Origin of the sequence: Microbacterium sp. H83 (assembly GCF_001650405.1) — a bacterium.
Lineage (GTDB): Bacteria > Actinomycetota > Actinomycetes > Actinomycetales > Microbacteriaceae > Microbacterium.
This window is the reverse complement of record NZ_LWCU01000008.1, coordinates 15,117-40,149: the sequence shown is the minus strand read 5'-3', so window position 1 is coordinate 40,149 and position 25,033 is coordinate 15,117. Positions and strand designations below refer to the sequence as shown.

28 protein-coding genes are annotated in these 25,033 nt (G+C 71.2%); 8 read left to right on the top strand and 20 right to left on the bottom strand.

Annotation, left to right across the window (positions count from 1 at the left end; all coding sequences use genetic code 11):
* Window positions 1-74 precede the first annotated feature (74 nt).
* Together A4X16_RS04515 and dinB are read right to left on the bottom strand one after the other, a co-directional pair.
* Window positions 75-1,259 (bottom strand): calcium:proton antiporter, encoded by a 1,185-nt coding sequence (locus A4X16_RS04515; RefSeq protein WP_067117035.1) that lies wholly within the window; start codon window positions 1,257-1,259, stop codon window positions 75-77.
* A gap of 360 nt (window positions 1,260-1,619) precedes the next feature.
* Window positions 1,620-2,816: a DNA polymerase IV gene (gene dinB, locus A4X16_RS04510; RefSeq protein WP_067117032.1), complete on the bottom strand. Its 1,197-nt coding sequence runs from the start codon at window positions 2,814-2,816 to the stop codon at window positions 1,620-1,622.
* A gap of 95 nt (window positions 2,817-2,911) precedes the next feature.
* Here dinB and A4X16_RS04505 point away from each other — a divergent pair, with 95 nt between their 5' ends.
* Both A4X16_RS04505 and A4X16_RS04500 read left to right on the top strand, forming a co-directional pair.
* Window positions 2,912-4,000: an alkene reductase gene (locus tag A4X16_RS04505; RefSeq protein ID WP_067117029.1), complete on the top strand. Its 1,089-nt coding sequence runs from the start codon at window positions 2,912-2,914 to the stop codon at window positions 3,998-4,000.
* Between the two features lie 108 nt (window positions 4,001-4,108).
* Complete coding sequence (locus tag A4X16_RS04500) at window positions 4,109-5,293, top strand: alcohol dehydrogenase catalytic domain-containing protein (protein WP_067117026.1); 1,185 nt, start codon at window positions 4,109-4,111, stop codon at window positions 5,291-5,293.
* A 51-nt stretch (window positions 5,294-5,344) separates the two neighbouring features.
* Here the strand turns inward: A4X16_RS04500 and A4X16_RS04495 are convergent, their stop codons facing one another.
* On the bottom strand, window positions 5,345-5,782 hold the full coding sequence (locus A4X16_RS04495; RefSeq protein WP_067117023.1) for an SRPBCC family protein: 438 nt from the start codon (window positions 5,780-5,782) through the stop codon (window positions 5,345-5,347).
* Window positions 5,783-5,951: 169 nt separating this feature from the next.
* Here A4X16_RS04495 and A4X16_RS04490 point away from each other — a divergent pair, with 169 nt between their 5' ends.
* Entirely contained in the window at window positions 5,952-7,283 is a 1,332-nt protein-coding gene (locus A4X16_RS04490; protein WP_067117019.1) for a cytochrome P450, read from the top strand.
* Window positions 7,284-7,384: 101 nt separating this feature from the next.
* Window positions 7,385-7,585, top strand: coding sequence for a hypothetical protein (locus A4X16_RS04485; protein ID WP_067117008.1), 201 nt, complete (start codon window positions 7,385-7,387; stop codon window positions 7,583-7,585).
* A gap of 104 nt (window positions 7,586-7,689) precedes the next feature.
* Here A4X16_RS04485 and A4X16_RS04480 read toward each other — a convergent pair whose 3' ends face one another.
* The 8 genes from A4X16_RS04480 to A4X16_RS04445 all read right to left on the bottom strand — a co-directional run bounded on the left by A4X16_RS04480 (window position 7,690) and on the right by A4X16_RS04445 (window position 14,093).
* Window positions 7,690-8,673, bottom strand: coding sequence for a cation transporter (locus tag A4X16_RS04480; protein WP_067117006.1), 984 nt, complete (start codon window positions 8,671-8,673; stop codon window positions 7,690-7,692).
* Window positions 8,670-9,158: a hypothetical protein gene (locus tag A4X16_RS04475; RefSeq protein ID WP_231880271.1), complete on the bottom strand. Its 489-nt coding sequence runs from the start codon at window positions 9,156-9,158 to the stop codon at window positions 8,670-8,672. Before A4X16_RS04475 ends, A4X16_RS04480 begins: the two co-directional genes overlap by 4 nt.
* A gap of 169 nt (window positions 9,159-9,327) precedes the next feature.
* A complete protein-coding gene (locus tag A4X16_RS04470) occupies window positions 9,328-9,534 on the bottom strand; it encodes a hypothetical protein (RefSeq protein WP_067117003.1) in 207 nt (68 codons plus the stop codon).
* Between the two features lie 144 nt (window positions 9,535-9,678).
* Entirely contained in the window at window positions 9,679-10,461 is a 783-nt protein-coding gene (locus A4X16_RS04465) for an endo alpha-1,4 polygalactosaminidase (protein ID WP_067117000.1), read from the bottom strand.
* A gap of 62 nt (window positions 10,462-10,523) precedes the next feature.
* The gene (locus A4X16_RS04460; RefSeq protein WP_067117145.1) at window positions 10,524-11,219 is read right to left on the bottom strand and encodes a DUF899 domain-containing protein; all 696 of its coding nucleotides are present in this window, start codon (window positions 11,217-11,219) and stop codon (window positions 10,524-10,526) included.
* Between the two features lie 73 nt (window positions 11,220-11,292).
* Window positions 11,293-12,687 (bottom strand): MFS transporter, encoded by a 1,395-nt coding sequence (locus A4X16_RS04455; protein ID WP_067116997.1) that lies wholly within the window; start codon window positions 12,685-12,687, stop codon window positions 11,293-11,295.
* A gap of 55 nt (window positions 12,688-12,742) precedes the next feature.
* The gene (locus A4X16_RS04450; RefSeq protein WP_067116994.1) at window positions 12,743-13,816 is read right to left on the bottom strand and encodes a carboxylate-amine ligase; all 1,074 of its coding nucleotides are present in this window, start codon (window positions 13,814-13,816) and stop codon (window positions 12,743-12,745) included.
* Between the two features lie 10 nt (window positions 13,817-13,826).
* The gene (locus A4X16_RS04445) at window positions 13,827-14,093 is read right to left on the bottom strand and encodes a DUF7218 family protein (RefSeq protein WP_067116992.1); all 267 of its coding nucleotides are present in this window, start codon (window positions 14,091-14,093) and stop codon (window positions 13,827-13,829) included.
* A gap of 115 nt (window positions 14,094-14,208) precedes the next feature.
* On the opposite strand from A4X16_RS04445, the gene A4X16_RS18020 reads away from it, so the two are divergent.
* The gene (locus A4X16_RS18020; RefSeq protein ID WP_167948911.1) at window positions 14,209-14,373 is read left to right on the top strand and encodes a hypothetical protein; all 165 of its coding nucleotides are present in this window, start codon (window positions 14,209-14,211) and stop codon (window positions 14,371-14,373) included.
* A 45-nt stretch (window positions 14,374-14,418) separates the two neighbouring features.
* On the opposite strand, the gene A4X16_RS04440 is transcribed toward A4X16_RS18020, so the two are convergent.
* Both A4X16_RS04440 and A4X16_RS18220 read right to left on the bottom strand, forming a co-directional pair.
* Window positions 14,419-14,625: a CsbD family protein gene (locus A4X16_RS04440; protein ID WP_067116988.1), complete on the bottom strand. Its 207-nt coding sequence runs from the start codon at window positions 14,623-14,625 to the stop codon at window positions 14,419-14,421.
* 143 nt (window positions 14,626-14,768) lie between these two features.
* The gene (locus A4X16_RS18220) at window positions 14,769-15,086 is read right to left on the bottom strand and encodes a hypothetical protein (RefSeq protein ID WP_231880270.1); all 318 of its coding nucleotides are present in this window, start codon (window positions 15,084-15,086) and stop codon (window positions 14,769-14,771) included.
* Here A4X16_RS18220 and A4X16_RS18215 point away from each other — a divergent pair.
* The gene (locus A4X16_RS18215; RefSeq protein WP_231880269.1) at window positions 15,061-15,240 is read left to right on the top strand and encodes a hypothetical protein; all 180 of its coding nucleotides are present in this window, start codon (window positions 15,061-15,063) and stop codon (window positions 15,238-15,240) included. The genes A4X16_RS18220 and A4X16_RS18215 overlap by 26 nt on opposite strands.
* Window positions 15,241-15,246: 6 nt before the next feature.
* On the opposite strand, the gene A4X16_RS04430 is transcribed toward A4X16_RS18215, so the two are convergent.
* Window positions 15,247-15,594: a hypothetical protein gene (locus A4X16_RS04430; protein ID WP_067116983.1), complete on the bottom strand. Its 348-nt coding sequence runs from the start codon at window positions 15,592-15,594 to the stop codon at window positions 15,247-15,249.
* Between the two features lie 148 nt (window positions 15,595-15,742).
* Between A4X16_RS04430 and A4X16_RS04425 the strand changes: the two genes are divergently transcribed.
* Window positions 15,743-16,228 (top strand): FBP domain-containing protein, encoded by a 486-nt coding sequence (locus tag A4X16_RS04425; protein WP_067116981.1) that lies wholly within the window; start codon window positions 15,743-15,745, stop codon window positions 16,226-16,228.
* A gap of 14 nt (window positions 16,229-16,242) precedes the next feature.
* On the opposite strand, the gene A4X16_RS04420 is transcribed toward A4X16_RS04425, so the two are convergent.
* The 4 genes from A4X16_RS04420 to A4X16_RS04405 all read right to left on the bottom strand — a co-directional run bounded on the left by A4X16_RS04420 (window position 16,243) and on the right by A4X16_RS04405 (window position 21,776).
* The gene (locus A4X16_RS04420) at window positions 16,243-18,495 is read right to left on the bottom strand and encodes a beta-glucosidase family protein (protein WP_067117141.1); all 2,253 of its coding nucleotides are present in this window, start codon (window positions 18,493-18,495) and stop codon (window positions 16,243-16,245) included.
* Window positions 18,496-18,596: 101 nt separating this feature from the next.
* Window positions 18,597-19,481: a carbohydrate ABC transporter permease gene (locus A4X16_RS04415; protein ID WP_067116979.1), complete on the bottom strand. Its 885-nt coding sequence runs from the start codon at window positions 19,479-19,481 to the stop codon at window positions 18,597-18,599.
* Window positions 19,478-20,506: a carbohydrate ABC transporter permease gene (locus tag A4X16_RS04410; protein ID WP_231880268.1), complete on the bottom strand. Its 1,029-nt coding sequence runs from the start codon at window positions 20,504-20,506 to the stop codon at window positions 19,478-19,480. The genes A4X16_RS04415 and A4X16_RS04410 overlap by 4 nt, the downstream gene beginning before the upstream one ends.
* A complete protein-coding gene (locus A4X16_RS04405) occupies window positions 20,487-21,776 on the bottom strand; it encodes an extracellular solute-binding protein (RefSeq protein ID WP_067116976.1) in 1,290 nt (429 codons plus the stop codon). Before A4X16_RS04405 ends, A4X16_RS04410 begins: the two co-directional genes overlap by 20 nt.
* Window positions 21,777-21,937: 161 nt before the next feature.
* Here A4X16_RS04405 and A4X16_RS04400 point away from each other — a divergent pair, with 161 nt between their 5' ends.
* Window positions 21,938-22,957: a LacI family DNA-binding transcriptional regulator gene (locus A4X16_RS04400; RefSeq protein ID WP_067116972.1), complete on the top strand. Its 1,020-nt coding sequence runs from the start codon at window positions 21,938-21,940 to the stop codon at window positions 22,955-22,957.
* Here A4X16_RS04400 and A4X16_RS04395 read toward each other — a convergent pair.
* Both A4X16_RS04395 and A4X16_RS04390 read right to left on the bottom strand, forming a co-directional pair.
* Complete coding sequence (locus tag A4X16_RS04395; RefSeq protein ID WP_067116969.1) at window positions 22,902-23,777, bottom strand: PaaX family transcriptional regulator; 876 nt, start codon at window positions 23,775-23,777, stop codon at window positions 22,902-22,904. The genes A4X16_RS04400 and A4X16_RS04395 overlap by 56 nt on opposite strands.
* Window positions 23,767-25,032, bottom strand: a complete 1,266-nt coding sequence (locus tag A4X16_RS04390; protein ID WP_067116966.1) for a kynureninase — start codon at window positions 25,030-25,032, stop codon at window positions 23,767-23,769. Before A4X16_RS04390 ends, A4X16_RS04395 begins: the two co-directional genes overlap by 11 nt.
* Window position 25,033: the final 1 nt, after the last annotated feature.

Sequence of the window (25,033 nt, the reverse complement as noted above, 5' to 3'; positions counted from 1 at the left end):
CGTCATCCGTCCGAAGATCCGTGATCCGTCCGGGCCTGGGGCCGGCTCGGCTGAGCCGGGCCGGCCGAACGGGGTCAGCTGAACAGGATCAGCACGTACGCCGCGAACGTCACGAGATGTGCAGCGCCGTGCATCGCCGTCGCGCGCTTCGCGCCGAACGTGGTCACCGACAGCAGCAGGGTGACGCCGAGCATCAGCAGGTTCGCGGGCGATTCGGCGAGCACGACGGTCTGCCCCGTCGCCATGCCGATGATCAGCACCGCGGGGATCGTCAGCCCGACGGTCGACACGAGCGCGCCGTGGCACAGGTTGCTCACGCGCTGCGCCTCGCCGCCGAGCGCGGCGCGCACCGACGTGATCGACTCGGGCAGGAAGACGATGGCCGCGATGAGCACGCCGGCGAGGGCCGGCGGGGCGCCGAGACGGCCGAGCCCGTTGTCGAGCAGCGCCGCCATGTCGTGCGAGAGCAGCACGATCGGCACGACGGTGACGACGAGCAGCACGAGCCGTGTCACGACCTCACGGCGGTTCTCGCGGAGCACGGCGCGGATGCCGCCGGTCGGCGCCTCGCTCCGCGCGGCGGTGCGCGCCGACATCCGCCCGCCGACCGGCATCCGCTCGCCCACCGGCATCCGCTCGCCCACCTCGATGAAGTCCGCAGCCTGCGCGCCCATCTGCCGGGAGAGGAAGAAGGCGTAGAGGCCGAGGGTCAGGACGATGACCGGGATCGCCTGCCCGAGCGTGTAGGAACCGCCCTCGCCGATCAGCGCCGGCAGCCCGAATGCGAGCGTGCCGAGCACGACGAGCATCGCGAGGTACGCCGACGTCCCGGTGCGGTTGTGCGTGAGGCCGCGGTGGCGGATGCCGCCCAGCAGCAGGCACAGGCCGATCACCAGGTTGAGGATGATCATCGCCACGGCCATGACCGAGTCGCGGGCGATCGTCCCGTGCTCTCCCGGTCCGAGCATGACGGCCGAGATCAGGATGACCTCGATGAGCACGATCGACAGGGTGAGGACGAGCGATCCGTAGGGATCGCCGAGCCGATGCGCGAGCGCTTCGGCCTGCTTCACGACGCCGAACGCGCACACGATGATGACCGCGATGATCGCACCCAGCGCGACGATCAGCACGGGAGCAGGTGCGGGCGCCTCGATGAGCGGATGGATCAGCAGCAGGATGCCGAAGGCACCCCACCCGAGGACGATGCGCCCGATGTCGGTGGGTCCGACCAGTCCGGTCCGAGGTGGGCGCGACATGACAGCTCCTTCGAGGCGGGGCCGTCCCCGGTGCGAGAGGCGACCGGGTCGTCCCGGCCGCGGTGCTGCGTCAGCGTTCAGATCCCATGGTACGCGGTCGACCGTCGTGAACCCTGATCATCGTGTGTGCGACGAGGAGCAGCCGGGCGCTGCAGGTTCCGGCGGCTCTGCCTCCGTTCTCTCGTGTGCGGCTATGGTGGACGCGACCGTCACGACTCCCTCGGCGGAACCGCGTCGGTCTCCGAGCGCGTGCCTGGCTCGACCGGTCCGATCGACGACCTTCTCGTGGACGCCGAGCAGGTCGACGCGACCGTCTCCTTCAGCGTGACCTGTCCGAACGACTAGGCGCCGGTTCCCGCGTCACTCGTGCTCGGGAAGCACCGGCGTCGACCACCCGGGATCGCGTCCGAGCTGGGTGCCGCGCGACAGCGACTGCGCGCCGAATCGATCGCGCACCGCGTCGAGAGCGGTGTCGAGACGCTCTCGTTCGCCCCAGTCGATCGGCAGCTCCGGCTGCAGGTTCTCGATGCGATCCAGGTGGGAGAGCGAGACGCCGATCAGCGTGATGCCGCGCTCCTCGATCGTCGGCAGGGCGGCGGTGAGCAGGGCGCGGGCGACGGCCAGCAGCGTGGAGGTCCGCTCGGTCGGCACGCCGACGGAGCGCGAGCGGGTGGCCTTCGAGAAGTCGCCGAACCGCAGGCGCAGCACGACCGTGCGGCAGGTGCGTCCGCCGTCACGCAGCCGGCGGGCGAGGCGGTCGACGATCTGCGTGAGGGTCACATCCAGCTCCTCCGTCGTGCGCGGACGGCTCCCGAGCGCGCGCTGCGACCCGATCGAGCCGCGCCGGCGTGTCGTGTCGACCGGCCGCGGGTCGCGGAGCCGCGCGAGGGCGTGGAGGTGCCCACCCGTGGCCTTGCCGAGCAGGCGCTCGGCCGTCGCGGCCTCGAGCTCGGCGAGCTGACCCACGGTCCGGATGCCGAGCCGATGCAGCTTCTCGGCGGTGACGGCGCCCACGCCCCACAGGCGCTCGACCGGCAGGGGGAGGAGGAACTCCTCCTCCCGGTCCGGATCGATGACGAGCAGTCCGTCGGGCTTGCTCACCGCGCTCGCGACCTTCGCGAGGAACTTGGTGCGGGCGACGCCCACGGAGATCGCGAGGCCGACGTCGTCGCGGACCCGGGTGCGCAGCCGCACCGCGACCTCCTCCGGGGTGCCGGCGATGCGCCGGAGCCCGCCGACCTCGAGGAACGCCTCGTCGATCGACAGGCCCTCCACCAGGGGCGTCGTGTCGGCGAAGATGGCGAAGACGTCCTTGCTGGCGGCGCTGTAGGCATCCATTCGCGGCGGCACGACGACGGCATCCGGGCACAGCTGCAGGGCCTGGCGACCGCCCATCGCCGTGCGGACCCCGCGGGCCTTCGCCTCGTAGCTCGCGGCGAGCACGACGCCGCCGCCGACGATCACGGGGCGGCCGCGCAGCTCGGGGGCGTCGCGCTGCTCGACCGAGGCGTAGAACGCGTCGAGATCGGCGTGCAGCACGGTGGCCTCGTCGCGCATCGCGCTCTCCTCTCGACCTGCCGATCGTCGCATCGGCCACCGACATCGACGGGCCGTCGGGAATAGTGCACGCGGTGCGCTCCTTGCGTCCCTGTGTGAGTCTTTTCGAGCCCGCCGCCTTCGGCGCCCTGTCTCTGTCCAACCGCGTCGTCATGGCGCCCCTCACCCGCACCCGCGCGGACGACGAGGGGGTGCCGACCGAGATGATGGTCGAGTACTACCGCCAGCGCGCGGGCCAGGGGCTCATCATCACCGAGGGGACCTGGCCCGTCGCCGAGGGCAAGTCGTACTCCGGACAGCCGGGCATCGAGACCGCCGCGCAGATCGAGGGCTGGCGCCGCATCGCGGATGCCGTGCACGAGGCCGGCGGCACGATCGTGATGCAGCTGATGCACGGCGGCCGCGTCTCGCACCCCGAGATCTCGGGTCAGCCGCGCGTCGTCGGCCCGAGCGCGCTGGCCGCGCCGGGTGAGACCCACACGCCGGTGGGCAAGGCCGAGATGCCGGTCGCGCACGCGCTCACCCTCGACGAGATCCCCGAGGTCGTCGAGCAGTTCGTCCAGGCCGCCCGCAACGCGATCGCCGCGGGGCTCGACGGCGTCGAGGTGCACGGCGCGAACGGCTACCTCGTCCACGAGTTCCTCTCACCGGTCTCGAACGTGCGCGACGACCGCTACGGCGGATCGCCCGAGAACCGCGCGCGGTTCGCGATCGAGGTCACGCGCGCGGTCGCGGACGCCGTCGGGGCCGACCGCACCGGCATTCGGCTGTCGCCCCAGCACAACATCCAGGGCGTGCTCGAGGAGGACGACGCCGACGCGCTGGCGACCTACCTCGCCGCCGCCGCCGGTCTCGCGCCCCTCGACCTCGCGTTCGTCGACATCCTGCACGCCGCCCCGACCTCGGAGACCGTGCAGCGGATCCGCCGCGAGATCGGCGCCCCGTTCATCGTGAACTCCGGCTTCGCCGTGCCCACGAGCCGCGGCGAGGCGCACGACCTCGTGTCGGAGGGGTGGGCGGATGCCGTCGCCGCCGGTCGTCCCGTGATCGCCAACCCCGACCTCGTCGAGCGCTGGCGCCAGGATGCCGAGCTCAACGAGCCGCGGCCCGCGCTGTTCTACGGCCGCACCGCCGAGGGGTACACCGACTACCCGTCGCTGGAGGCCGTGCGCGCGGAGGCCTGAGTCCCGCCGGTCGGTCTCGCCCCCGGCATCCGTTCTGTCAACCCTCTGTGCTGTCGCCACGTCGTCGCCGAGGGTGGCCCTTCGACGACTTATCGAGGAGGACGGACGATGAAGGCACTCACCTGGCAGGGCACACGGAACGTTGCGGTCGAGGAGGTGCCCGATCCGGTCATCGAGCACCCGACCGACGCGATCGTGCGCATCACCTCGACCGCGATCTGCGGATCCGACCTGCACCTCTACGAACTGCTCGGTCCGTTCCTCGACAAGGGCGACGTCCTCGGCCATGAGCCGATGGGCGTCGTCGTCGAGGTCGGCAGCGAGGTGACGCAGCTCGCCGTCGGCGATCGCGTCGTCGTGCCGTTCAACATCTCCTGCGGGCACTGCTTCTCCTGCCTGCGCGGCCTGCAGTCGCAGTGCGAGACGACGCAGGTGCGCGAGTACGGGAGCGGTGCCTCGCTGTTCGGGTACACCAAGCTGTACGGCCAGGTGCCGGGCGGCCAGGCCGAGTACCTGCGGGTGCCGCTCGCCGACTACAACCACATCAAGGTCGCCTCCGATCTGCCCGACGAGCGCTATCTCTTCCTCAGCGACATCATCCCGACGGCCTGGCAGGGGGTCGAGTACGCGCAGGTGCCGGACGGCGGCACCCTCGCCGTCATGGGGCTCGGGCCGGTCGGCCAGTTCGTGGCCCGCATCGGCGCCCACCGCGGCTACCGAGTGCTCGCGGTCGACCCGGTGGCGGAGCGCCGCGAGATGGCCGCGCGACACGGCGCCGAGGTCTTCGACCTGACCGACGACGTGGTCTCCGAGCTCCGCGACCTCACCGAGGGGCGGGGCGCGGATGCCGTCGTCGACGCCGTCGGCATGGAGGCGCACGGCAACCCCGGTGTCTCCCTCGTGCAGAAGGCGGTCGGGCTGCTTCCCGACGCCGCTGCGCGGAAGATGATGGAGACGGCGGGACTCGACCGCCTGGCGGCTCTGCACGCGTCGATCGACGTCGTGCGGCGCGGCGGCACCGTGTCGCTCAGCGGCGTCTATGCGGGAGACGCCGACGTGCTGCCCATGAAGACGATGTTCGACAAGCAGGTGAGCCTGCGCATGGGGCAGTGCAACGTCAAGCGCTGGATCGACGACCTGATGCCCCTGGTCGAGGACCTGCACGACCCGCTCGGCGTGATGGACCTCACGACGCACTCTGCCCCGCTCGAGGACGCACCCGCGCTGTACGGGACGTTCCAGCGCAAGGAGGACGGCTGCATCAAGGTCGTGCTCCGTCCGGACGCGGCCTGAGCGTCTCCGAGGGGCGCGTCCGGCCGATCAGCCGGCGCGCCCCTCGGTGAGTCAGCCGGCGCGTCCCTCGGCGAGGTAGGCGAGCCGGTGCAGCGTCTCGGAGTTGCGCCAGCGCAGCAGGGGAGTGGTGATGAGGCCGGGCACCAGGGTCGCCGGTCCCTCGACCGGCTCCTCGTCGATGCGCACCATCGAGCCGCCGTCGAAGGCGCGCACGCGCAGAGTGACGCGGGCCTCGCCGATCGGCCATCCGCGTGCGCGCATGACCATGCGGTTCGGCGGCGACCACTCCTCGACGACCGTCGTGTCGTCGAGGAGTGCGGGCCAGACGCCGACGGAGTGGTGCAGCTCGGCCCCGGGCTGCGGCCACGACTCGTCGACGTCGCGCATCCGTGACGCGCCGACGACCCACGCCGGGTAGAGCCAGCCGTCGGCCAGCACCCGGAAGACGTCGTCGGGGCGGCAGTTCATCGTGCGGACGTTCTTCGCCATGGCGGTTCCTTCCCTCGCTCCTGCCAGCATCGTGACGGTCGACGAGACGTCGTCCCAGGGGGTTGACGAGCGGATGCCGGAGCATACCGCCGCTCCGCCGGCGCTAGCACACGACCCCGGATCGCGCCTCCCCCTGGAAGCGTCGTCCGGTCCCTGAGAACGTCGTGTCATGGCACTCATCGATCTCCCCGCGCAGGCCGCGCGCCGACTCGGCGCCCTCGCCCGCGACGATGCCCCCACCCTCCTCACGCACGGCTACGGCTTCGGCGCCCGCATCTGGCGTCGCGTGCGACCGGGGGCGCGATCCGCGCCCCTCCGACTCCTCGGCAGCGACGCGGTCTTCGTGCGCGGCGTCGAGGGCGTCGAGCTGTTCTACGACGAGAGCCGCATCGCCCGGCACGGCGCCATGCCCGCGCTCGTGCAGGAGAGCCTGTTCGGCCACGCCTCGGTGCACAGCCTGGACGGCGCAGCGCACCGTCATCGCAAGGCCACCTTCGTGGACGTCGCGTACGAGGACGAGCAGGTCGCGCGGCTGACCCCGTTCCTCGAGCGCGAGTGGCGCAGGGAACGCCGGGCGTGGCTCGACGGCGGCACCCGCAGCGCCTACGACGCCGCGGTCGGCGCGCTCGGCCGGGCGATCATGCGCTGGGCGGGCGTGCCGGGCACGCCGGCGGCGCAGACGCGCTGGTCGGCGCGGCTCGCGCAGATCGTCGACGGCTTCGGCTCGCCGTACTCGCCGGAGTATCTCGTCGCCATCGCGAACCGCTGGTGGTCGGATCGGCACGCGGAGCGGCTGATCGAGGCCGTGCGCCGCGGGGCGCTGACGGCGGCGGAGGGCACAGCGCTCGAGCAGTGGGCGCATCACCGCGATCCTGACGGCGAGCTGCTCCCGGCGAAGGTCGCCGGTGTGGAGCTGCAGAACAGCATGCGGCCCATGATCGCCGTGGCGCGCTTCGTGGCGTTCGCCGCGAAGGAGCTGCACGACCGCCCCGAATGGCGCGACCGCATCGCCGCCGAGACCGCCGAGCGCGAGGCGCTCGTGGGCGGCCCGCTCGCGGTGATGTTCGCACAGGAGGTCCGCCGGACCGCGCCGTTCGTGCCGATGCTCCCCGGCTGGGCGACGGCCGACATCGAGATCGACGGCCAGCACGTCCACGCGGGCGGCCGCGTGGTCCTCGACATCATGGGCACCAACGCCGACGACCGCTTCTGGGCCCGCCCCGACCGCTTCGATCCTGAGCGCTTCCGGGATGCCGAGGACTACGAGGCGCTCGCCGCCTTCATCCCCCACGGCGGCGCGGACGTGGCGACCGGGCACCGCTGCCCCGGCGAGAAGCTCGCGATCGCCGGGCTCTCGGCCGCGATCGCCGTGCTCAGCGACCCCGACCTGCGCGTCCTGGGCGAGGGCCTCGACGTCGATCGCCGCCGCCTGCCCACCAAGCCGCGCTCCGGAGGTCGGGTGCGTGCCGCGACGGCATCCGGTCGCTGCCCGTTCCACTGAGCGGCATCCAGACGGTCCCGAGTCTGTCAAGGGGCACCCGTGCCCGGCACGGGGGAGAGAAGCTGGGCGCACCCCAGAGAACACCGACGGAGGGAGACTCCATGTCAGACCCGCAGAACGCCCAGGACCCCGCTCAGTCGACGTCGGACGAGACGCCGATGATCCCGGATGAGCTCGTCGGTCGCCAGGTGTCGGACGACCCGGTGGCGAACGACGGCGACGCCACGGGCCCGGCCGAGGACAACCGCAGGAATGCGGACGACGAGGACGACGACAAGATCGACCTCAACGACCTGGCGTAGCCCGGAGACCGTCGACCGCAGCCGCGATCGACCACGGCGCCCGCCGCACGGATTCCCCCCTTTTCCTGGTGCGGTGGGCGTCGCCCGTGTCCGGAGGTCGACCGTCAGGCGCGTCCGTCCGTGTCGGTGCCCTCGGGCAGCCGGTCCGTCGGGACGATCACGACCTCCTGCACCTTCCAGTCGAGGTCCGAGATCCGGGCGGCGAGGTCGGCCGTCTCGGCGAGCGAGACGCGATCCCGACGCGGCACGACGAACGCCTCGATGTGGAACACCTGGCCCTGATCGCGCATCCGCACCGAGGCCTCCTTCACCCACGGCCGCGAACGCATGGTCGACAGGATGTCGCCGGCGAGCGGATGCGGGTGCGTGCTGTCGTACGTCCGCGCACGCTGATCCATGAGGTCGATGACGGCGGTCTTCGTGTTGCGCGCGCCGTCCCAGATGATGCCGAGCGAGATGAACAGGGCCGCGGCGCCATCGAGCCACCACACGCCGGCGCCGACGCCCAGCACGCCGATGATCGACGCGACCGTCGTCTGCCAGTCGGCCTTCGCCATGTCGGCGTCCGCGTAGAGCAGCTTGTTGTGCAGGATCGGGGCGAGCTTCGACTTCGCGGGGCCGTAGAGGAAGACCGGACCCACGATCACGACCGCCATCACCGCCACCATGAGCCAGCCGAGCCAGACGGTCTGACCGAAGAGCACCACCGTGCCGATCGTCGGATGCTCGCCCGAGACGAGTCCGACGACGGACTCGCGGGCGAGGTTGAGGCCGACGGCGAGCAGCGCCACGCCCGCGACGAGGTGGCCGACGCCCATGGCGCGATGGAGCCCGTACGGACGCTTGACCGTCGGTCGCCGCCGCACGAACAGCAGCGCCACGAGGAAGGCGATCTGCGGGATCAGCGACAGCATGTCCTCGATCCACGCCGTCCGCATCGCCTGGGAGTTGCCGACCACGAGCGCGATCACGGCGATCGTGACCGAGGTGTACGCGATCGTGAACCACTCCCAGCGCACGGCCCCGCGCAGGGCCGCCCTCTGCTCGTCGGGGAGCTCCGTCCGTCCGATCCGATCGACGGTGCTCACGAGCCCACCTCCTCGTCGAGATGGCGTTCGAGCGCGCTGAGGAAGGCGTTCTCGCCGAGCGGCACGAGCATGACCAGGATGCGCCCGTCCGCGCCGTCGATGCCGGTGTATCCGCGGCTGACGCCGGCCTTGTCGAGCCACGGCGTCTGGTCGGTGATGCCTCCGGCCACGAGATCGAGGTCGCCGCGCTCCAGCATCCCCACCAGCGTCTCCTCCGAGCCGATCGTCCACTCGACGTCGGCGTCGAGGCTGTCCGAGAATCCGGTCACGAGGTCGGGGATGCTGCCGGTGGGCGGATCGTCGCGCGAGACGAGGCCGGGGTCGGGCGACACTCCGACCCGCAGCTCGCCGCCGGAGACGGTCTGCAGAGTGCCCTCGGGGTCGGACGGGATCGTCAGCCCGCACCCCGCCAGGGTCGCGGAGAGGGTGACGGCGGCCGCGATGCCGGACAGTCGTCGGCGCCGGCGGTTCCTCGATGCGTTCACGACGCCATGCTGGCCCCTCCCGTGCACGGGTCGCAATGCTGTTGACCCGTGCCGCCGGGGTGGCTAGGACGGCGGGAGCGGTGCGGACGACCTCAGCAGGTCCCGGCGAGCTGGCAGTCGCCGTTCACTACGGCGTCGTACACGTAATTGAGATTCGGCAGTTCGAGAGTCACGCGAACGGCTTCGATCGCGAGTCCTCTTCCGGCCCCTCCGTTCCCACAGTGAAGTTGAGCTTGTTCGAACCGCTCACGAGATCGGTGCTCTGCGACGTCGAGCGCCACCCGATGTTCTGGATGTGAGTGCTCCAGCTCGAGGACACGATGACCCGGGGCATGGTCTGCGCCGACGCCGCAGTCGCGGGGAGGGCGAGCATCATCGCAAGTGCTCCCGCAGTGAAGAGCGCAAGCCGCCCTGCTTTCTCGATCAGGCTTCCCCCATACCTGAATGTCCGTGGAGCAGTAGCACTTCGACGACCAGCTCGACGCGAGGGTGTTGATAGACAGCGAGCGGGCTCCGCCCGTCACCGGCACGCCTCGAACACGTGGCCGGGGTCGTCGGGCGTGAGGAGGTCGCGATCGCGCAGCACCATGGATGCCGGGGCGTCGTCGTCGGCGCACATCTCCGCGAACGGGCGGGGCAGCTCGTCGGTGTACTCGATGTCGACCACCGCATCGCCGTAGACCTCGGTGTACGCCGCACACTCCTCGTAGGCGGCGCACTCCTCGACCACGGCGAAGTCGAATCCCGCTCGATCGTGCAGCTCGACGGCGTCCTCCGCCGCGTTCTTCTGCCCGGCGGCGAGGCCCGCGCCGTGCGCGACGGCGACGAGGGCTTCAGCGAGGGCGAGGTTGTCGTCGAGCGTCAGCGCGCCGTCGGAGCGGGTGTACGAGTCGAGGTTGTCGAACTCGACCGCGTCGAAGCCGGCGTCCGCGCAGCCGTCGATCGCGTCGCCGATCCTCGCCGCGATGCGGTCGCGGCGCTCCGCCGTCGAGGTGTCGAGGAGCGCCTCGTCGGGCCAGTCGGGATCGAACACGGGTGCGCCGCCGCTCTGCAGCAGCAGGTCGCCGTCCCAGTCCTGCAGCTCGCCCGGCTGGGTCTGGAAGCCGTTGACGTAGCAGATCGAATAGAGACCGTCGGCAGGGGCGTCCGACCGGTCCCGGCCCACGATGCCCACGCCGTCGGCCGGCTCGTACGCGCCGCCGAGCTGGTAGTCGGGCGTCGCTCCCGCTGGGGGGAGAGCGATGGCCGGGTCGGCGACATCCGTCGCGGCGCAGCCGGACAGGGCGGCGACCGCGAGCAGCATCCCGGCGACGAGGGCGGCGGCGGACGCGGAGAGGGAGCCGGTCGCGCGGCCGGCTCCGCGCCTCAGGATCGTGCCCCGTAGAGCTCCGCGATCTCCTTCGACCCCATGCCCTGCGCATAGGTCGGATGCTGGGGCCAGCCCTCGGGCGACTGCTCCCACTCCTCCTGGCGGCCGTAGGGCAGCACGTCGACGAGCCCCTGCAGGTGGCCGAGGCGCTCGGTGCCGCGTCCGTTCGTGTGCCACGTGCGGTACACCGTGTCGCCGTCGCGCAGGAAGACGTTGACGCCGAACCCCTCGTTCGGACCTGCGTCCATGTCGGCGCCGAACGAGCTGTCGGCGCTCGAGAACCAGGCCATGCGGTTGCCCACGCGCTCACGGTAGGCGAGAGCCTCGTCGATCGGACCGTTCGTCACGATCACGAACCGGGCGTCGTAGTACCGCTCCAGCACGTCGAGGCGGGTGAACTGCGACGTGAAGCCGGTGCATCCGGGGCACTGCCACTCGCTGCCGTCCGACCACATGTGGTTGTAGACGATGAGCTGCGGGTGCCCGTCGAACATCTCGGCCAGGCGCACCGGACCTTCGGCGCCGATGAGCGTGTAGTCCGGCAGCTCGACCATCGGGAGGCGTCGACGCTGCGCGGCGATCGCGTCGAGCTCGCGCGTCGCGGCCTTCTCGCGCACCCGCAGGTCGGCGAGCTCGCGCCGCCACGTCTCGGCGTCGACGACGGGCGGCAGTGCGGTCGAGGTGGTGCTCACGGGGACCTCCATCGGTCAGGGGATCGGCGTCGGCGAGACGTCGCCCTCAGTCTGCGCCCGCCCTTCGACACCGTCAACGGGGAGCGTCGACGGCTGCCGGGGCCTCCTCCTCGGCGGGGTTCCGTCGGATGCCGATCCACGACACCACTCCGCCGAGCACGAGCAGCGCGGCGGTGACCCACGCCGCGTTGTGGAAGCCGGCGAGGTCGAGTGTGCCGCCGATGATGGTCGACAGCATCGCGACGACGAGCAGCCCGGCGACGCGGGAGACCGCGTTGTTGACGGCCGAGGCGATGCCGGAGCGCGACTCGTCGATCGCCCCGAGGATCGCCGACGTCAGCGGGGCCACCGTGAGCGAGAGGCCGAGACCCATCACGATCATGGCCGGCAGCACCTGCCACCAGTAGTCGAAGTCCTCGCTGACGAGCAGCAGCATGACGGCGCCGGCCGCCATCACCAGCGGGCCCACGGTCATGAAGATGCGCGGCCCGTAGCGTCCGGCCCACGAGCCGGCGCGCGAGCTCACGAGGATCATGAGGATGGTCATGGGCAGGCTCGCGAGTCCCGCGGCCGTGGCCGAGAGGCCGGCTCCCTGCTGCAGGTAGACGCCGATCACGAAGCCGTTCAGCGAGAGCGCCGCGTAGACGAACAGGGTCGCGAGGTTGCCCCACGCGAAGTCCCGCACCCGGAAGAGCGAGAGCGGCATGAGAGGGGCGGCCGAGCGCTGCTGCCGCACCAGGAACAGGGCGAACAGCACCACGCCGGCGACGCCGGGCATCCAGATCGCGGGCGACGACCAGCCGAGGTTGGGCTGCTCGATCAGCGCGAACACCACCGCTCCCAGGCCGATCGCGCACAGCATGCCGCTGACCCAGTCGACGCGCACGCCGCTCGGCCGCTCCGACAGCTTCATCCGGCCGAGGAGCACGAGCGTCACGGCGATGGGGAGCACGTTGATGAGGAACACGAGTCGCCAGGAGAGGAAGTCGACGAAGAGACCGCCCAGCAGCGGTCCCACGAGCTGCGCGCCGGTGGTGAAGGCCGTCCAGACGCCGATCGCGCGCGACTGCACGTCGCCGCGCATCGTGGCGGTGATCAGCGCGAGCGAGCTCGGGACGAGCAGCGCCCCCGCGGCCCCCTGTGCGGCGCGGGCGATGATGAGGATCAGCGGGTCGGGCGCAGCCGCCACCGCGATCGACGCCACGCCGAACGCGACGAGCCCCACGCGCATCACGAGCACGCGGCCGTAGGCGTCGGACAGCGAGCCCGCGAGCAGGATGAGCGCGCTCAGCGTGATGAGGTACGCGTCGACGACCCACTGCTGCGTCGTGATGCCGCCGCCGAGCTCACGGCTGATCGCGGGCAGCGCCACGGTGACCACCGTGCCGTCGAGGAAGGTGACGAACGAGGCCAGTACGGCGACCGAGATGACGAGCCGCTGCAGAGGAGCGAAGCGAGAGGATGCCACAGGGCGACACTACTGCCGGCCGGCGGCGTGCGGGGCGATGCGGGGCCGGATCGGGTCAGGCGGATGCGGTGCCGGCGCGATAGAGGTCGCGGAGGCCGTCCACTCCGCGCTCGGCGTGCGCGCGGAGCTGCCGCTGCGCTCCGGTGCCGTCGGCGCGCAGTCGTGCGATCCCCTCGGTCACCAGGTCGTCGTCGCCGAGCTCCTCCAGCACCGGTCGGAGGCGCTCCCGCATCCGGTCGACCACGTCCTGCACCGAGGCGACCTCTCCGCTGGTGGGATCGAGGATGAGGGCGTCGGGTCCGCGGCGCGCGGCGGTCCACAGCGAGGCGTCGATCGCGTCGAGTCCCATGTCCGGCAGGCCCCCGAGGTCGTCGCTCAGCACGAGCGCGCGGGTCAGGGCGACCCCGAGCAGCGTCTCCTCGACGGTGAGCTGCGCGTCGAGCACACGCACCTCGACGGTCGGATAGCGCTCGGCGAGCCGCACCGTCCACCCCAGCGAGCTCGCCTCGGAGATCAGGCCGACCTCGACGAGCCGGGCGACCCGGTCCCGGTAGTCGGAGAAGTCGGCGAGACGCGGCGGGGTCCAGCAGGTCGACAGGCGTCGGATCAGGATGCTGCGCCAGCTGGCGAACCCGGAGTCGCGGCCGTGCGAGAAGGGAGCGTTGCCCATCAGGCCGAGCAGCGCCGGCATCCATCCGCGGACGCGGTTGAGCGCGCGGACGCGCTCCTCGTCGTCCGGCACCTCCACGTGGATGTGCAGGCCGTTCGCCTGATGCTCGCGCGTGATCTCGCCGAGCAGCTCCGCGACGACGACGTAGTGCTCCGACGGCGCCAGGTCGACGCGCTCCGGCGCGATGAACGGGGTGCCGGTCGACGCGGCGATCCCGCCGTCCGACGCGACGTGGTCGGACACGCGCCGACGCAGCGCGCGCACCTGCTCGGCGGCCTCCGTCATGGTGCGCAGCGGCGCCGTCGCGGTCTCGAGCTGGCACATCAGGTACTCGGGGAAGATGCGGCCCCCCGCGTGCTCGCCGATGACCCCGGCGTGCGCCTCCGGCCTCAGGGCCAGCGGGACGAGCGACGTCTGGTCGAGGAGGACGAACTCCTCCTCGATGCCGAACCGGGCCACAGACGGCGGCCTAGTGGTTCCGTAGAGCGGAGATGAGCTCGGCCTTGCGCTTGCCGCTGTAGCCGGTGAGACCGATCTCCTTCGCGCGCGTGCGCAGCTCGGCGACGGTCCAGTCCTCGTAGTCGCCGTGCTCGCCCCCGCGCTTCCCGACGGCGCTCCGACCGTCGCGCGCGGCGGCGTTGGAGATGCGCGCCGCCTTCTCCTTCGAGGCCCCGTCGTCGCGGAGCTCTTCGTACAACTCCGGATCCTTCAGGGAGTTGTTCCTGCGTCCTGGCATGTCCTGCTCCTCTCACACGGGCGGAAGCCTCGCGTCAAGCCCCTGCGGAGCTGGCGCTCCCGGGTCTAGGTTGACCGTAGATGGGCGCGCCGCGCCCCGAAGAAGGGAAAGACCGATGAACATCCTTCTGATCATCGTCATCGTGATCGCGATCATCCTTGCGATCACGGGCGGACTCGTGCAGTCCCTGCAGTTCCTGCTGTGGGTCGGCCTGGTGCTGCTGGCTATCGCCGTGATCGCGTGGTTGATCCGCTCGATCTCGGGCAACCGCACCCGCTGATCCGAGGGGTGAGACCCACCCTGGCGGGCCTCACCCCTTCAGCCGTCACTCCTTGAAGCCGTCCCGAAGGCTCTCGCCGGCGGTCTTCGCGGCGTCCTTGACGTTCTCGCCGGCCTGCTTCGCCGACGCCTTGGTCTGGTCGGCGTGACCCTCGGCCTCGAGGCGCTCGTTGTCGGTCGCCTTTCCGACGCCTTCCTTGATCTTCCCGCCCAGCTTCTCGGCGTTGTTCTTGATGTCGTCTCCTGCACTCATGTGCCTGTCCTCTCATCAGTCGATCAATGGGAGTCCCACCCTCGCACGGGGCCCGGAAACCGGCCACGGGATTGACAACGGCGGGGACTCGTGACAGGTCGGATCGACCGTCGACGCCGCGCGATTCCCGGGTTACCCTGGCGTCAGGCGGGTGGTCCTGCCCGCTCCTCCTCGGCCGGATCCTCTCGGGTCCGATGACGAAAGCGGTGTGCGATGGACTCGATGATGATGGGCGCCATGTCGAAGAGCATGGAGTCGATGCCCGACATGGCGATGATGGACATGGCTGTCATGCAGGCCTGCATGGACGCGTGCGCGGCCTGCGAGCAGGCATGCACCGTCTGCTCGACGCAGCTGATGGACTGCGCGCCGGCCTGCATGAACTGCGCCGACATGTGCCACACCATGATGCGCTCGATGATGCGGATGCAGGGCATGACGCCGGCCACCATGATGGCCATGCTCGACGCCTGCATCGCGATGTGCCAGCTGTGCATGGACGCGTGCATGGAGCACGCCGACCACAGCGAGATCTGTCGGATGTGCGCTCAGGCCTGCAAGGACTGCATGGACGCCTGCATGGCCGTCAAGACGATGATGACAGCGGCGGCCTGAGGTCTCTCAGCCGATCGCGACGTTGAACCGCGCTCGGCCGACGGACAGCACGCCGTAGCGGACGTGCAGTGCGACCGGGGTGCCGACAGCGGCCTCGAGTGCCGCGCCGCCACCGTTCCACAGCGTGTGCGCGTCGCCGTCGAGCGTGCGCACCACGAGGTCCCCGCGTGACGCATCCGCCTGTTCCACGATCGCATCGACCCACTCCGCGGGGGTGGCGGCTGCCATGCGGGCCTGGATGAGGTGCAGGGAATGGCCCGCACTGAACGACGAGCAGGCGAAGCCGTGCCGGCACATGCACGCGGAACGCTCACGCACCGAGAGGGGCGGAAGGTGGTTCAGCGGCGTGGACACGGGGTTCTCCTTCGTGAGGGTCGAGCGGGCGTTCCGGCAAGAGTAGGTCGGACTCGCGGAGCGGGGAACCCGAGGCGACACGGTGTGAAACAAACGGGCGTAGACTCGCGGCCTGCCTTCCGCGGCCCCACTCGAAAGCACCTCTCTCATGCGTCCCATCGACGAGCGCGCGCTGCGCGCCTCCTTCCTCAACGCCTCCCGCAAGGAGGTCTCCGACCTGAACCTCCCGGCGGGCTTCGACGACATCGACTTCGAGAAGCTCGACTACCTCGGCTGGACCGACCCGAAGATGCCCCGCCGTGCGTACGTGGTGGTCTGGATCGACGACGTCGCGACGGGGATCTTCCTGCAGCGCGCCGAGCAGCGCGTGATCGCCCGCGCGCAATGCTCGTGGTGCGAGGACGTCACGCTGCGCAACGACGTCCAGCTCTACGTCGCTCGCAAGGCGGGCCCGGCCGGTCGCAAGGGCGACACGGTCGGCATCCTCACCTGCGCGGAGTTCGGATGCTCGACGAACGTGCGCATCCTCCCGCCGTTGGCGTACGAGGGCTACGACCGTGAGCTCGCGAGGGAGCTGCGCATCGTGAAGCTCCAGGAGCACGTCGCCGCCTTCGTCGGAGCCGTCCGAAGCTAGCAGTCGTCCCGGCCTCAGACGATGTCGACGGACGCGACCGTCTCCTCGTCGTCGCAGGCGCCGCCGACCCACAGGCGGATGCGACCGGGCTCGACGCGCTTGACGCCGTCGAGGCCGGTGAACGCGAGACGCTCGACCGGCACGTCGATGTCGACCACGGTCGCCTCTCCCGGTGCGAGAGCGACCCGCTCGAACGCGATCAGCTGCGCGACGGGGCGGGTGACGCTCGCGACCTCGTCGTGCGCGTAGAGCTGCACGACGTCGGTCCCCTCCCGGCCGCCCGTGTTGCGCACCGTGACGCTCGCGCGGATGCGGTCGCCGGCTGAGACCTCGGGAGCGACGGTGAGATCCTCGTGCGCGAAGGTCGTGTAGCTCAGGCCGAAGCCGAACGGACGCGCGGGCGTGGGATCGGCGCTCGTCACGTCGGTGCGGCCACCGAGCGGGGCGTGGAGGTACGAGTACGGCTGGGCGCCGGCAGACCTGGGCAGCGAGACGGGCAGTCGGCCGGACGGCGCGACCGCGCCGCTCAGCACGGCGGCGATCGCCGGGGCTCCCTCCTCGCCAGGGAAGAACGACTGCAGCACCGCCGCCGGGCGCCGGATGTCGCGCTCGGCGGCCGGGGCGTCCACCGGCGCCGGCGCGTTCACCGCGCCGAGTCCGACGATGGTCCCCTCGGCCCCGCGTCGCGGCGGGAGCGCCCAGTCGATCGCATACGGGCGGCCGGTCAGGAGCACGAGGACCGTGGGGGTGCCGGTGGCGACGACGTCCTCGACGAGCCGTCGCTGCAGGCCGGGGAGCTCGAGCGTGTCGACGTCGTTGCCCTCGCCGACCGTGCCGCGGCCGAAGAGTCCGGCGCGGTCGCCGACCACGACGATCGTGACGTCGGCGGATGCCGCGGCGTCGACCGCCGCCGGGATGCCGGAGGCGTCGTCGCCCTCGACCTCGCAGCCGCGCACGTGCGCGAGCTCCGCGAGCGGCAGCTCCGCCCGCACGGCATCGAGCACCGTGGGCAGGTCGATCCCCGACGGCACCCCGGGATGGTGCGCGAGCACGTGATTCACGAACGAGTAGCAGCCCATGAGCGCCTCGGCGCTGTCGGCGTTCGGTCCGACCACGGCGACCTTCACCGGGCTGCGGGGGTCGAGGGGCAGGATGCCGTCGTTGCCGAGCAGCACGACCGACCGCTCCGCGAGTCGCCGGGCGATCGCCCGGTGCTCCGGCGGATCGAGATCGATCGCCGACGGCGGCTCGCCGAAGTCGGCGTCCAGCAGCCCCAGCTCCTCCTTCTGCGCGAGCACCCGCCGCACGGCCGCATCGAGCACCGACTCGGGGAGCACGCCCTCCCGCACCTGCGAGGCGAGCGTCGGGTAGGCGTCCGGCGAGGGCAGCTCGACGTCGATCCCGGCCGTGATCGCGAGACGCGCGGCATCCGCCTTGTCCGCGGCGATCCGCTGCATGCTCCGGAGGAAGTCCACCGAGAAGTAGTCCGACACCACGACGCCGTCGAATCCCCAGCGGTCGCGCAGCACTCCGGTGAGATAGGTCGGGTCCGCGGCGAGGGGCACGCCGTCGATGTCGGAGTACGAGTTCATGACGCTCCGCGCGCCGCCCTCGCGGACTGCCATCTCGAACGGCGGGAGCAGCACGTCCTCGACCTCGCGACGTCCGGCGCTGACCGGAGCGTGGTTGCGCCCCGCGCGCGACGCCGAATAGCCGACGAAGTGCTTCAGGGTCGCGTGCACGCCCTCGGACTGCAGTCCGCGCACGTAGGCCGTGCCGACGGTGCCCACGACGAGCGGGTCCTCGGCGATGCACTCGTCGACGCGTCCCCAGCGCGGATCGCGGATGACGTCGAGCACGGGAGCGAGTCCCTGGTGCACGCCGAGCGCGCGCATGGACGCGCCGACCGCACGGCCCACCTGCTCGACGAGGTCCGGGTCGAAGGCGGCGCCCCAGGCCAGCGGCGTCGGGAAGGTCGCGGCCTTCCACGCGGCGAGTCCCGTCAGGCACTCCTCGTGCACGATGGCCGGGATGCCGAGGCGGGTCTCCCGCTGCAGGCGGCGCTGCTCGCCCCACAGCCAGGCGGCGCGCTCGACCGGGTCGACCGGGCGCGTGCCGTACACCCGAGTGAGGTGGCCGATGCCGTGCGCCGACGCCTCCTCGTACCGTGTCGAGCTCCGCTTCTCGCCCGAGAGCGGAGCGACCACCTCGTCGCCCTGGTCGACCCAGAAGCCGACGAGCTGCGCCTGCTTCTCCTCGAGCGTCATCTGCGCGAGCAGCGCGTCGACTCGGGTGGACGCGGGGGAGACGGATGCGGTCACGGTGACCTCTTTCGGGAAAGGCGTCGAGCGGGCGGCGGCGGGGGACGTCATCCCTTCACCGCCCCGGTGAGCCCGCCGACGATGCGTCGTTCGAACAGGCTGAAGAAGATCAGCGCGGGGATCATCGACAGCGACGTGAAGGCGAGCACCTTCGCCGTGTCGACGGAGTACTGCGAGGCGAACGACTGCACCCCGAGCGGCAGTGTGAACACCGACGCGTCGTTGAGGATGAACAGCGGCAGCAGGTAGCCGTTCCAGCTGCCGATGAACGCCAGGATGCCGGTCGTGATGACTCCGGGCAGCGAGAGCGGCAGCACCATCCGCCAGAAGAAGCCCAGACGGCTGCATCCGTCGATGAACGCGGCCTCCTGGATCTCGTCGGGGATCGCGCGCAGGAAGGGCACGAGGATGATGATCGTGGTGGGCAGGGCGAACGCGATCTGCGGCAGGATGACGCCGCCGAGGGAGTTCATCAGCCCGAGGCTGCGCACCACGATGTACAGCGGCGTGATCGCGACCGTCAGCGGGAACATCAGGCCCGCGGCGAAGAACGCGTAGAGCACTCCGCGGCCCGCGAACCGGTAGCGCGCCAGCACGTACGCGGCCATGAGGCCGAGAGCGACGACGCCGACGGTCGTGGCGAGGGCGACGAGAGCGGAGTTGCCCACGAGTCGCCAGAAGACGTCGCCGGACAGCACGTCGAGGTAGTTCGACGTCACCCACGGCTGCGGGAAGCCGGCCGGATCGGTCGTGATCTGCGCGTTGGTGCGGAATCCGCCGATGATGATGTACGCGATCGGCGCGAGCATGAGTGCGACCGCGATCGCCGCGACGACGTAGACGGCCGGGTTCGCCCACGGCAGCGGGGGCCTGGCCGCGCGGCGGCCCGCGCGGCTCGGGCGCTGGGTCACCAGCAGCGAGGTGGCGGTCATCGGACGGACTCCTTCTCGAGGGCGGCGGATGCGGCCTGCTCCTGCGCGGTGTCGATCGGCGCCGACGGCGTGCCGCTGCCCGCACCCCGCGGACGACGGGCACGGGGACGCCCGGACGCTCCGGTGAGCGCGCCCTCGGTGTCCTTGCGGAGCACGGCTCGCTGGTAGATCAGCGCGACGACGAGCGAGATGACGAAGAGCACGACGGCGACCGCGTTGCCGTAGCCGTAGTTGCCGGCATTGCGGCCCTCGGAGACCATGTAGGTCGCCATGGTCGACGTGCCGGCGGTGGAGGCGATGTACTGCCCCCAGATGATGTAGACGAGATCGAAGAGCTGCAGTGAGCCGATGATCGACAGGAAGGCCCAGATGCGTAGCGTGGGCGCGAGCAGCGGGAGGGTGATGCGCCACTGGATCTGCCAGTAGGACGCGCCGTCGATCGATGCCGCCTCGTGGAGCTCCTCGGGGATCCCCTGGAGGCCGGCGAGGAAGAGGATGACGGCGAAGCCGACGTACTTCCACGTGATGATGGCCATCAGGGTCCAGATCGCGATGCCGGGGTCCGACAGCCAGTCGGTGGCGAGGGACCCCAGTCCGAGATCGGTCAGCAGGGCGTTGAGCGCGCCGGTGGTCTGGAGCATCAGGCTCCATCCCGTGCCGACCACCACCTCCGAGATCACGTACGGCACGAAGATCAGCACGCGGATCAGCGACTGCCCGCGCATCCTCCGGTTGAGGAGGAGCGCGAGCAGGATCGCGATCGGTCCCTGCAGCACGAGCGACAGGACGAGGACGACCCCGTTGTGCGCGAGCGCGTCGTGGAAGAGCGGGTCCTGCAGGATCGTGAGGTAGTTCTTCAGCCCGACGAACTCCGTGGGCGGGCCGTAGCCCTGCCAGCTGAAGAAGCCGTAGTAGGCCGCCATCAGCACCGGGAAGATCACGAACGCGAGGAAGACGAGCAGGGCGGGCCCGGCCAGAAGGATCACTTCCAGCCGGGCGCCCGTGTCACGCCTTCGCCGCGGCATCCTGGACAGCCTTGACGAGGTCCTCCGCCGAGCTGTTCCCGGCGAGCAGGTCGACGACGGCGACGTTCAGCGCATTGCCGACGTTCTGTCCGTAGACCGTGTCGAGCCACTGCGTCGCGTACGGAGCGGCGTTGTACGCCTCGAGGATCGCCTGCAGGTACGGCTCGGTCACCGCCTCCTGGGCGACGGTGTTGACCGGGGGAGCGTTGAACGCCCGGTAGTAGGCGGTCTGGACGTCGGAGGTGCCCAGGTAGTTGAGGAAGTCGACGCACGCGTCGGGAGCGTCGACCGCGCACGAGTAGCCGTCGACGCCGCCCATCATCGATCCCGGCTCTCCGTCGCCGCCGTCGATCTCGGGGAAGGGGAACCAGCCGAGGTCGGCGAGGGGCTGCTGATCGGGAGTGAGCGACCCGATGACCCCGGGGTTCCACGCGCCCATGAGCTCCATGCCGGCCTGGTGGTTGGCGATGAGGCCGGCCGAGCTGCCGGCGCCCTGCTGCGCGGAGGTGGTGAGGAAGCCGGCGTTGAACGGCTCCGTCTCGGCGAACGCCTGCAGGTCCTCGCCCGCGCGGACCCAGCATTCGTCGCTGAAGTCCATCTCGTCGGCCGCGGCGGCGAGGGTGTCGGAGCTGCACTCGCGCAGTGCGAGCCAGTAGTACCAGTGGGCCGCGGGCCAGGCGTCCTTGGCGCCGAGCGCGATCGGGTCGATCCCGGCGGTCTTCAGCGCCTCGGCGGCGGTCTCGAGCTCGTCGAGCGTCGTGGGGTTCTCGGTGATCCCCGCCTGGTCGAAGAGGTCCTGGCTGTAGAAGAGGCCGCCGGGCAGCACCGCCACGGGCATCGCGTAGATCTTCTCGTCGAGACTGTTGGCCGAGTACGCGGCATCCGGGATCTCGTCCGCCGCCGCTCCGCTGATCTCGTCGGTGAGGTCCTTGAGCTGCCCGGCCTTGACCATCGCGGCCATCTTGCCGCCGCCGCGCTGCAGGAAGATGTCGGGGGCGTCGCCGGAGTTGAGCGCTGTCTGCAGCTTGCCGTCGAGGTCCTCGTTCTGGATCGACTGGATCTCGATCGTGACTCCGGGATTCTCCTCCTCGAAGTCGGCGACCGTCTGCTCCCAGAACTCGACGCCGGGGCCGGTGGTGGAGTTGTGCCAGAGAGTCATGCTGGTCGCGCCGTCGCCGGAGCCGGAGTCGCCGGCGGTGCAGCCGGAGAGTGCGAGGGCCCCGACGGCCAGGACGGCCGCGGAGGCGAGCGGGAGCCTTCTGCTGTTCATGTGATCGTTCTCCTCATCGAGTCGCGCACCGCGACGATGCGGGCGCCCGCAGCGCTCGGGCGAGACCGCGGTGGATGCAGTCTCCAGTCGACCGCGGCTATCGTCAAACGTTTTCGAAAACAGTTTCCATGGCGGTTTCGGCCGCGCTACGCTGACGTCTCATGGGCGCACGCACGACGATCCACGACGTCGCGAAGGCGGCAGGCGTCTCGGTGTCGACCGTCTCCAAGGCCGTCAACGGGCGGTACGGGATCGCGGATGCCACGGTGCGGCGCGTGCTCGACACCGTGCGCGAGCTGGGATACGAGTCGAGCCTCGTGGCCAGCAGCATGCGTGCGCGGCGGACCGGGGTGATCGGCGTGCTCCTCGCCGATTTCGAGCCGTTCAGCGCCGAGATCCTCAAAGGCGTCGGCGCCGCGATGCACGACTCGGCCTTCGACCTGCTCGCCTACGCGGGCTCGCACCAGGGAGCCGGAGACGGATGGGAGCGGCGCTCGCTGAGCAGGCTCTCCGGCACGCTCATCGACGCCGCGATCATGGTCACCCCGACCGTGGTGAGCGCGGCCACCGAGATCCCCGTCGTCGCCGTCGATCCGCACACCGGGCGGGCCGACCTCCCCACGGTCGAGTCCGACAGCTTCGGCGGGGCGCTCGCCGCGACCCGCCACCTCATCGAGCTCGGCCATCGGCGCATCGGGTTCCTCGCCGGACGTCCGGACCTCCGCTCGGCCGGACTCCGCGACGCCGGCTACCGCAGGGCGCTCGCCGATGCCGGCATCCCGCTCGACCCCGCGCTCATCGGCGTCGGCCGCTACGACCTGGAGACGACGCGGGAGTCCGCGCGCGTCATGCTCGCGAGCGCGTCACGCCCGACCGCCGTCTTCGCCGCCAACGACCTGTCGGCGATCGCCGTGATCGACGTCGCGCAGGGACTCGGCCTGCGCGTGCCGGACGACCTGTCGGTGATCGGGTTCGACGACGTGCCGGAGGCGACGCGTCGCGCCCTCCCTCTGACCACGATCCAGCAGCCCATGCGCCGGCTCGGAGCCGTCGCGGCGGACATGGTGTTCACGCTGCTCACCGGTCGCGAGCTCGACGAGATGCACGTGATCCTGCCGACGCGGCTCATTGCGCGCGCGACGACGGCTCCGGCTCCGAGCGCATCGCCGTCGACCCCGTGAGATCGCGCACGCGCTGCCAGGCGGCACCCTCGAGGGCGGCGGAGAGCCGCGAGAACTCCGACAGGCTGTGCGCTCCCGGCCAGTCGGTCGGGAGCATCGACGGCGGCAGCCCCGGGTCGACGTAGGGAAGCACCCGCCACCGGTCCATGAGGTGCACGTAGGCCGCGAAGGGCTCGGCGGGGAGGGCGCCGACGGAGCGCTGGAACGCCTCGTGCTCCGCGCGGAGCGCATCGAGGTCCCACCAGGTCGCCGCGGCCTCGGGCAGGGGCGCGGACGTCACCGGGGTCCCCGCCTGGAAGAGGGTCGCGGCAGCGCGGATGCCGAGCTCGTCGAGGATGTCCTCGACCTCGCCCTGCAGATGGCCGGGGCAGATCCACAGCGCGGGGGACACGACGCCCGCGCCGATCCACTGCAGGCGACGGCGGAGCTGGTGGCGGATGCTGCGGGCGCTCTCTGGTACCGAGAACGAGATGAGGCACCACGCGTCGGCGTCCGTCATCTGCCGCATCGTGAAGATGCGCCGGTCGCCCCGCTCGAGCATGGCGACGGCATCCGGGTTGAGCCGATAGCCGATCGCACGCTCGCGCGCGGCGAGCAGCAGACCCTTCTGCTTGAGGCGGGTGATGCCCGTGCGAGCCTGTGCCGCGGGGATGCCGAGATCGCCGGCGAGGGCGACGAGGTCGGCGGCCGAGATCCACCCGCCGAGCGGTCGCAGGTACAGGCCGACGAGGGTGCGCAGGAGGGAGGCCGTGCTGCCAGGGCGCGCGTCGATGTCGTCGAGCACCGCTCCCGCGGCGGGGGCGACGGGCTCAGCCGACATGCGACTCCAGGGCGTCGCGCACCGCCAGAACGCCGGTGACCGTCTCGACGTGCGAGGTGCTCAGCGGGGAGAGGCCGAGGCGGATCCCGTCGGGAAAGCGGAAGTCCGGGATGATGCCCGCCGCCCAGAGCGTCTGCGTCACGGCCCGGAAGTCGGGATGCCCGATCGTCACGTGGCCGCCGCGGACGGCGCCGTCGCGCGGGCTCAGGAGGCGCACGCCGAGCGGCGCCAGCACCTCGTCGGATGCGCGCACCGCGAGGTCGGTGAGACTCAGCGACTTGTCGCGCACCGCGTCGACGGTGGCCTCCTCGAGGAGGTCGAGCATCGCCTGCATCGCGAGCATCGACGTCACGGGCGGGGTGCCGCTGAGCAGCTGGCGGATGTCGCCGGCGGGGACGTACTCCGGCCCCATCGCGAAGATGTCCGCCGCGCTCCACCACCCCTGGATGGGCTGGCGCAGCACGCCCTGATGCGCGCTGCGCAGATACGCGAACGCGGGGGAGCCCGGACCCCCGTTCAGGTACTTGTACGTGCACCCGACGGCCATGTCGACGCCCCACGCGTCGAGCTGCATCGGCACGACGCCCGCCGAGTGGCAGAGGTCCCACATCATCAGCGCCCCCGCATCGTGGACGATCGCCGTGATGCCGCGCATGTCCGCCAGCGCGCCGGACCGGTAGTCGACGTGGCTGAGGGACACGAGGGCCGTGCGCTCCGAGACGACGGCGGCGACGTCGGCGACCTGCACCCCGTGCACCGGGTCGGGTTCGAGCCAGCGGATCGTCGCGCCGGTCTCGGCGGCGACGCCCTCGGCGAGGAACCGGTCGGTCGGGAAGTTGCCGGTCTCGATCACGAGCTCCGTCCGGCCTGTTGCCGGCCCGGCGAGCGCCGCCCGCATGAGCTTGTAGATGAGCACGCTCGTCGAGTCCGCGACCACGGTCTGACCGGGGGCCGCTCCCAGGGCCACGCGACCGATGCGGTCGCCGAGCTCCATCGGCAGCGCCATCCACTGCTCGTCCCACGACCGGATGAGGCGCGTGCCCCAGTCCTCGCGGGCGAACGACGCGAGCCTCTCCGGCACGTCGCGCACCGGGCGTCCCAGCGAGTTGCCGTCGAGGTAGGCGCCGACCCCCGGCGCCTCGGCGAACGCGTCGAGGTGGACGGCGAGCGGGTCGGCGGCGTCGAGGGCGCGGGCGAGGTCGAGCAGGGAGTCGTCGGAGGAGCCGGCGGTGCGGGAAACGGCGTCAGTCGTCATG

Bases quoted from the DNA above. Each gene is read 5' to 3' on its own strand.
- A4X16_RS04515 (WP_067117035.1), bottom strand. From the start codon at position 1,259: ATGTCGCGCCCACCTCGGACCGGACTGGTCGGACCCACCGACATCGGG.
- dinB (WP_067117032.1), bottom strand. From the start codon at position 2,816: ATGCGCGACGAGGCCACCGTGCTGCACGCCGATCTCGACGCGTTCTAC.
- A4X16_RS04500 (WP_067117026.1), top strand. From the start codon at position 4,109: ATGAAGGCACTCACCTGGCAGGGCACACGGAACGTTGCGGTCGAGGAG.
- A4X16_RS04495 (WP_067117023.1), bottom strand. From the start codon at position 5,782: ATGGCGAAGAACGTCCGCACGATGAACTGCCGCCCCGACGACGTCTTC.
- A4X16_RS04490 (WP_067117019.1), top strand. From the start codon at position 5,952: ATGGCACTCATCGATCTCCCCGCGCAGGCCGCGCGCCGACTCGGCGCC.
- A4X16_RS04485 (WP_067117008.1), top strand. From the start codon at position 7,385: ATGTCAGACCCGCAGAACGCCCAGGACCCCGCTCAGTCGACGTCGGAC.
- A4X16_RS04470 (WP_067117003.1), bottom strand. From the start codon at position 9,534: ATGATGCTCGCCCTCCCCGCGACTGCGGCGTCGGCGCAGACCATGCCC.
- A4X16_RS04465 (WP_067117000.1), bottom strand. From the start codon at position 10,461: ATGCTGCTCGCGGTCGCCGCCCTGTCCGGCTGCGCCGCGACGGATGTC.
- A4X16_RS04445 (WP_067116992.1), bottom strand. From the start codon at position 14,093: ATGCCAGGACGCAGGAACAACTCCCTGAAGGATCCGGAGTTGTACGAA.
- A4X16_RS18020 (WP_167948911.1), top strand. From the start codon at position 14,209: ATGAACATCCTTCTGATCATCGTCATCGTGATCGCGATCATCCTTGCG.
- A4X16_RS04440 (WP_067116988.1), bottom strand. From the start codon at position 14,625: ATGAGTGCAGGAGACGACATCAAGAACAACGCCGAGAAGCTGGGCGGG.
- A4X16_RS18215 (WP_231880269.1), top strand. From the start codon at position 15,061: ATGACGCCGGCCACCATGATGGCCATGCTCGACGCCTGCATCGCGATG.
- A4X16_RS18220 (WP_231880270.1), bottom strand. From the start codon at position 15,086: ATGGCCATCATGGTGGCCGGCGTCATGCCCTGCATCCGCATCATCGAG.
- A4X16_RS04425 (WP_067116981.1), top strand. From the start codon at position 15,743: ATGCGTCCCATCGACGAGCGCGCGCTGCGCGCCTCCTTCCTCAACGCC.
- A4X16_RS04420 (WP_067117141.1), bottom strand. From the start codon at position 18,495: ATGACGCTCGAGGAGAAGCAGGCGCAGCTCGTCGGCTTCTGGGTCGAC.
- A4X16_RS04415 (WP_067116979.1), bottom strand. From the start codon at position 19,481: ATGACCGCCACCTCGCTGCTGGTGACCCAGCGCCCGAGCCGCGCGGGC.
- A4X16_RS04410 (WP_231880268.1), bottom strand. From the start codon at position 20,506: ATGCCGCGGCGAAGGCGTGACACGGGCGCCCGGCTGGAAGTGATCCTT.
- A4X16_RS04405 (WP_067116976.1), bottom strand. From the start codon at position 21,776: ATGAACAGCAGAAGGCTCCCGCTCGCCTCCGCGGCCGTCCTGGCCGTC.
- A4X16_RS04400 (WP_067116972.1), top strand. From the start codon at position 21,938: ATGGGCGCACGCACGACGATCCACGACGTCGCGAAGGCGGCAGGCGTC.
- A4X16_RS04395 (WP_067116969.1), bottom strand. From the start codon at position 23,777: ATGTCGGCTGAGCCCGTCGCCCCCGCCGCGGGAGCGGTGCTCGACGAC.
- A4X16_RS04390 (WP_067116966.1), bottom strand. From the start codon at position 25,032: ATGACGACTGACGCCGTTTCCCGCACCGCCGGCTCCTCCGACGACTCC.